Genomic DNA, 5,659 nt, shown 5'->3' on the forward strand with positions numbered 1-5,659 from the left:
GGGTGGGCGGCCGCCCGGGGGTCTGGAGGTGCGGGCGCCTCATGTGCGTCCAGGGGCGGATGCCGGGTGCGTGCAGGGCGGATGCCCGGGTGCCTCCAGGGGCCGACGCCCCTGTGCGTGCAGGGGCGGATGCCCCGGTGCGTCCAGGGACAGACGCCCGGGTGCCTGCAGGGGCGGATGCCCAGGTGCGTGCAGGGACAGACGCCCCGGTGCGTGCAGGGGCGGATGCCCAGGTGCGTGCAGGGACAGACGCCCCGGTGCGTGCAGGGGCAGACGCCCGGGCGTGCGGCGAGATCGGTGCTCGGGGTGCGGTGCCGCGGCAGTGCGGGGCCCGGGCGTGCGGCGGTGCCGGTGCCCGTGGCCCGTGTGGGCTGTCGACGGTGGGGCGTTGTGGTGTCGGGCCGGGCCCGCCCCGATGTGAGCGGCACGGGAGTTCGACCGGCCCGGACCGGAGGTCAGCGCCTGCCCTCCCACAGTGCTCGCTCCGCCGCCCGCGGATCGCTCTGCGTGCGGCACGCGCCCGCGTCGAAGACCCGCGTGGCCCGGTCGGCCGCCGGGTCGTACGCGGGCCAGCCCGGGTCGCCGGTCGTGGCGAAGGAGACCCAGGCGCCGTGCAGGGCGCGGGCCAGGTCGGCCGGGGCGTCCGCGCCCGTCATCGGGAGGTAGTCCGGGTCACCGACGAGGTCGAAGACGAAGCCGAGTTCGAGGGCGTGGCAGGCGCCGAGTCGGCCGTCGAACTGCGGGGAGCGCCAGGCGAACTCGTAGACGTGGCTGCCCGGCACGGACTCGGCGAGGCGGATCGCCGGGACGCGCCAGAACCAGTCGGTGACGATCGCGTCCAGGAGCTCGCCGGGGCTCGCACCGGGGCGGTTCGCCCGGTATCCGTCGAGATCGGCGCCGTAGGCCAGGGCGCCCCGTGCGAGGCGCTCGTCCGTGATGGTGTCGAAGCGGCCGGTCGGCACCATGTACAGCCGGTTCTCCTCGCGGTTGGAGCCGACGAGGAGGTCGACGCCGAGGTCGGGCCCGGGCAGCCGGAGCTCCTCGGCGACCGGCTCGAAGACCATGCCGTTGAGCGCCGCGTCACCCCACACCGCCGGGTCGGGCCGCTTCGCGAAGTCGTTCCGCAGGTCCGCCTGCGCGGCGATGAGCGCGGGCAGCGGCACGGCGGCGACGGCCTCGGCGGTGTGCGGGACGCCGAGCCGGTCCGCCATCCGCTCACCGATCCGGCGCGCCGTGTCCGGCCGCACGAAGTGGTGGCAGGCCCCACTCTGCAGCACGGCCCGCCGGAACAGGCCACGGGCCCGCGGCTCCGCGAGCAGCTGCCCGATGCCCACGGCGCCCGCGGACTCGCCGAAGACCGTGACGCGGTCCGGGTCGCCGCCGAACGCCGCGATGTTGTCCCGCACCCACTCCAGGGCGGCGATCTGGTCGAGGAGTCCGCGGTTGTCGGGAGCGCCGGGCAGGTGCAGGAAACCGTCCGTGCCCAGGCGGTAGTTGACGCCGACGAGGACGACGCCGTCGCGGGCGAAGAAGTCGCCGCGGTAGCCGGAGGAGTTCGCCGAGCCGTTGGAGAAGGACCCGCCGTGCAGCCACACCATGACGGGCAGCCGGGCGCCAGGACCCGGTTCGGGGGTCCAGATGTTGAGGTTGAGGCAGTCCTCGCCGGGGACGTCCGTCTCCGGGATGAGCGCGTCGAAGGGCGGTGTGTACGGGGCCTTGGGCGCGGTGGGACCGTACGCGGTGGCGTCCCGCTCGCCGGTCCACGGCTCGGCGGGGGCGGGCGCGGCGAACCGGCGGGGCCCGAACGGCGGGGCGGCGTACGGCACTCCGAGGAACGCGCTGATCCCGTTCTCCGTGCGGCCGCGCACGGCGCCCTGCCGGGTCGTGCACACGGGCGGTGTCGTGAGCGTGGTCATGACGGGAGCGTAGGCCCCGCCGGTCCGGCGGGTCAGGGGGCGGGGCACACGGAGACCCCCTCCTCGCCGTCCCCCGGGCCGGGCGGTCCGAACGGCTCTCCCGCGAGCCACTCGGCCACGGCCCGGCCGATGGGCTGTCCGGTCTCGATCTCCACGAAGCCGAACTGCCCCGACTGGTTGCACTCCAGGAACCACCACATGCCGTCCGCGTCCTCGGCGAAGTCGAAGGCGCCGTAGGCGAGTCCGGACCGGGTCAGATAGGCGTGCACCGCGTCGGCGATCCGGCGCGGTACGGGGACGGGGCGCCACGGACCGGCGTCACTGTGGAAGCGGACGTCGACGACGCCGTCCCCGGCATCGTTGTCGTCCGCCGCCCGCGCCGCGAACATCCGGTCGCCCACGCAGGTCAGCCGGATGTCCGCGGCCTTGCGGATCCTGCGCTGCAGCAGCGTCGGCCCGTGCGCGACGTCCCGGTAGTCCTCCCCGGGGCGCACCCGCGTGGTCGGCACGGCGAGCCCGTCGTCGCCGGGGTGCGCGCCGGACACCGGCTTGACGACCAGGTCGGGGTAGCGCTCGGCGAACTCCCTGGCCACCCTCGGGAACGTGGTGATCAGCGTGGCGGGCACGGGCAGCCCGCAGTTCCGCGCCAGCCACAGCTGCCACGGCTTGTGGCGGGCCTGGCGGGCGGCGTCCGGATGGTTCATCCACCGTGCGTCGGTGCAGCGCAGCATCCCGTACAGCGCCTGGGACGCCTCCTCGGTGAGCCAGGGCGAGGCGGCGCGGGCACGGGCGGCCGGGGTGCCGGGTCTGCGCACCCAGATGGACCGCAGTCCGCCCATGCTGACGACGCGCCCGGCCACGGACAGATGGCCGTGGAACGTGCCGTGCGCGAACTCCCCCGACACCTCGACGCTGCCGGGCAGTTCGGCCGGGTCGAGCCGCAGGACGGGGATTCCCCGCGTGTTCAATTCGACGACCGCCAGGTCGGCGGTCACATCCTGTTCGGACGTCAGGATCAGGACTGTCATTTCCGCGCGGCCGCTCAGTCGTCGAAATGTGTTTTGGACCCTGCCGTGGACGTGGTGGCGGCGCATTCTCGCAACACTGCGTAGTCGCGCGCGGCCACTCCGCCGTCAGGCAGCAGATTCAACTGCAGCGCGGAGTCGTACGTGTACGGCGCGCTGACCTCTGCCTCTCGCACGGGGCGGGCATAGTTCAGGGCGAACGGTCGCATGAGTACTCCTAGTTGGGGGGCGCACCAAGTCAAGCGCATGGTGACTCTCCGGCGTCACACTCCTAGCGAATTTCTCAGATTCCCTCTGTAGGACGCGTCACACCTGCGGATGAGTTCATTCCGCCACGCTCCGTGATGACACAACGTCAGGAAGGGAAAAGGGGCGGCCCATTGGGCCGCCCCTGCCTATACCTCGCCTTTACGCGCCTTTACAGTTCCTCACACAGCCCTCCACACTCCGAACAGCTATGCGCCCAGGTACGCGAGTCCGGGGTGTGCCGCCACGTACCCGTCGAGGAGCCGGCGGGCCACGGTGACGGAGTCGACGAGCGGGTGCAGGGCGAACGCCTTCACGGCAGAGGCCCGCGCACCGGACTCGGCCGCCGCCAGCACCTCGCGCTCCACGGCCTTCACCGCGGTGACGAGACCGGTGGCGTGGTCCGGCAGCGGGTCGACCGCCACCGGGTGGGCCCCGTTGGCGTCCACCAGGCAGGGCACCTCGATGACGGCGTCCGCGTCGAGGGCCGCGAGAGCACGCCGGTTGCGGACGTTGAGGATGAGCGTGGCGCGCTCGTCGCGGGCGATGGCCCGCATCAGGGCGAGGGCCACCTTCTCGTAGCCGCCGGACTCCTCCAGGTCGGCGGCGTCCCGCTCGCCCGCGCCGGACGCCTCGCGGTTGTGCGCCATGTACGTGGCCTCGCGCTCGGCGCGGGTGCGGTCCCAACTGGCGTAGGAGGGTGCGGAGTAGAACGCGGACTGCTGCTCGGCGAGGAACGCGCCGCGGGTCCGCTCGGCCTCCTGGTAGGCGCGGACGGTCTCGCGGTTGAAGTAGTAGTAGTGCAGGTACTCGTTCGGGATCGCGCCCAGCGAGCGGAGCCAGTCGGTGCCGAAGAGACGGCCCTCCTCGAAGGAGCCGAGCAGCGTCTCGTCGGCGAGCAGGCGCGGCAGCTCGTCCCGCCCGGCCACCCTCAACCCCCGCAGCCAGCCGAGGTGGTTGAGGCCGACGTAGTCGATCCAGGCGTCGGCCGGGTCGGCGCCGAGCACCCGGGCGACCCGGCGTCCCAGGCCGACCGGCGAGTCGCAGATCCCGATGACCCGGTCGCCCAGGTGCCGGGACATGGCCTCGGTGACCAGGCCCGCCGGATTGGTGAAGTTGATGACCCAGGCGTCGGGGGCCACCGCCTTGACCCGGCGCGCGATGTGCTCGGCGACCGGCACGGTCCGCAGCCCGTACGCGATGCCGCCCGCGCCGACCGTCTCCTGCCCGAGCACCCCTTCCGCGAGGGCGACCCGCTCGTCGGCCGCCCGCCCCGCGAGCCCGCCGACCCGGATCGCCGAGAACACGAAGCCGGCGCCGCGCAGCGCCTCGTCGAGATCGGTCGTGGAGCGCACCACGGGCGCGTCCGGGACGTCGCCGGCCTGCTCCGCCAGCACCCCGGCGATCGCCTTCAGCCGGTCGGCGTCGGTGTCGTACAGGGTGACCTCGGTGACCCTGCCCGGCGCGTGGTCGCCGAGCAGGGCCCCGTACACCAGGGGCACTCGAAATCCGCCACCGCCGAGAATCGTCAGCCTCATGGCCCGATCGTAGGGCAGCCTGGTCCCCGACCCGATCTTCGACCGGCGGAGGACCCCCCATGATGCGACGGACGAGACGCCCCCTCCTCACTTTCGCGGCCGCCCTCGGCGCGCTCACGCTCGGCGTGGGTACGGCGACGGCCGCACCGACGTGGACCGAGAGCGGTACCGCGTACGTGAACTCACTGACCGGCAGCCAGGGGCTGGCGAGCCGCGCCGACGGTTCGCTGGTGTACCGGGGGCTCGCCTCGATCCCCCTCGACCTGCGGATAGCCGGCTGGTCGCACGTCGGTGACCCGGACGTGGCGGGCGGGTACACCTTCGACGCGTACCAGGGCGGTGACGCGGCGACGCGCAAGATGTACGCGGTGACGGCGCCGGACGGCAAGCGGACCACGTACGAACACGCGCTGGACCAGGGCGAGTTGCTCAACAACTCGTTCGCGTCCGTGTCGCCCGACGGGCAGTGGCTGGTGTCCGGCGAGTGGGGCACGATGAACCGGTTGCAGGTGTTCCCGACGCCCGTGCTCAACGCCTCGGCGCCCGCGCCCGGCGCGAACCTGCCGCAGGCCGGGCAGATCGGCCTCGACCGGCCGGTGGAGAACATCCAGGGCTGCGACTTCACCGACGCCACGCATCTGCTGTGCTCCTCGGACGGCGCGGCGAAGGAGGTGCTGGAGGTGGCGCTCGACCGGCCGCTCGACGGGAAGCCGGTCACGGGCCGGGTCACGAGCGTCTTCGCGGTCCCGCAACGCAGCGTCTGCTCGGGCACGTTCGAGACCGAGGGCATCGACTACGACGCGGCGCGCGGCACCCTGCGGGTGGAGATCGTGCCGCCGTCCCCGTGTCTGGTGACGACCGCGGTGATCTCGTACAAGAGGTGACGCCGGTCTCGTACCGGAGGTGAGCGGCGGGCGTGACGGGTGAGGTGTGG

General features: G+C 73.3%; 5 protein-coding genes. 1 reads left to right on the forward strand and 4 read right to left on the reverse strand.

Features of this window, described 5'->3' with window-relative positions; translation table 11 throughout:
- Positions 1 to 455: 455 nt before the first annotated feature.
- The 4 genes from M4J07_RS46445 to M4J07_RS46460 all read right to left on the reverse strand — a co-directional run bounded on the left by M4J07_RS46445 (position 456) and on the right by M4J07_RS46460 (position 4,725).
- Complete coding sequence (locus M4J07_RS46445) at positions 456 to 1,916, reverse strand: carboxylesterase/lipase family protein (protein ID WP_255983187.1); 1,461 nt, start codon at positions 1,914 to 1,916, stop codon at positions 456 to 458.
- Between the two features lie 32 nt (positions 1,917 to 1,948).
- On the reverse strand, positions 1,949 to 2,944 hold the full coding sequence (tgmB, locus tag M4J07_RS46450; protein WP_255983189.1) for an ATP-grasp ribosomal peptide maturase: 996 nt from the start codon (positions 2,942 to 2,944) through the stop codon (positions 1,949 to 1,951).
- A gap of 14 nt (positions 2,945 to 2,958) precedes the next feature.
- On the reverse strand, positions 2,959 to 3,150 hold the full coding sequence (gene tgmA, locus M4J07_RS46455; protein WP_255983191.1) for a putative ATP-grasp-modified RiPP: 192 nt from the start codon (positions 3,148 to 3,150) through the stop codon (positions 2,959 to 2,961).
- A gap of 246 nt (positions 3,151 to 3,396) precedes the next feature.
- Positions 3,397 to 4,725 (reverse strand): 6-phospho-beta-glucosidase, encoded by a 1,329-nt coding sequence (locus M4J07_RS46460; RefSeq protein ID WP_255983193.1) that lies wholly within the window; start codon positions 4,723 to 4,725, stop codon positions 3,397 to 3,399.
- A 62-nt stretch (positions 4,726 to 4,787) separates the two neighbouring features.
- On the opposite strand from M4J07_RS46460, the gene M4J07_RS46465 reads away from it, so the two are divergent.
- A complete protein-coding gene (locus M4J07_RS46465) occupies positions 4,788 to 5,609 on the forward strand; it encodes a hypothetical protein (protein ID WP_255983195.1) in 822 nt (273 codons plus the stop codon).
- Positions 5,610 to 5,659 lie beyond the last annotated feature (50 nt).

Source organism: Streptomyces longispororuber, from assembly GCF_024448165.1.
GTDB classification, from domain to species: Bacteria; Actinomycetota; Actinomycetes; order Streptomycetales; family Streptomycetaceae; genus Streptomyces; species Streptomyces longispororuber_A.

Bases quoted from the DNA above. Each gene is read 5' to 3' on its own strand.
- M4J07_RS46445 (WP_255983187.1), bottom strand. From the start codon at position 1,916: ATGACCACGCTCACGACACCGCCCGTGTGCACGACCCGGCAGGGCGCC.
- tgmB (WP_255983189.1), bottom strand. From the start codon at position 2,944: ATGACAGTCCTGATCCTGACGTCCGAACAGGATGTGACCGCCGACCTG.
- tgmA (WP_255983191.1), bottom strand. From the start codon at position 3,150: ATGCGACCGTTCGCCCTGAACTATGCCCGCCCCGTGCGAGAGGCAGAG.
- M4J07_RS46460 (WP_255983193.1), bottom strand. From the start codon at position 4,725: ATGAGGCTGACGATTCTCGGCGGTGGCGGATTTCGAGTGCCCCTGGTG.
- M4J07_RS46465 (WP_255983195.1), top strand. From the start codon at position 4,788: ATGCGACGGACGAGACGCCCCCTCCTCACTTTCGCGGCCGCCCTCGGC.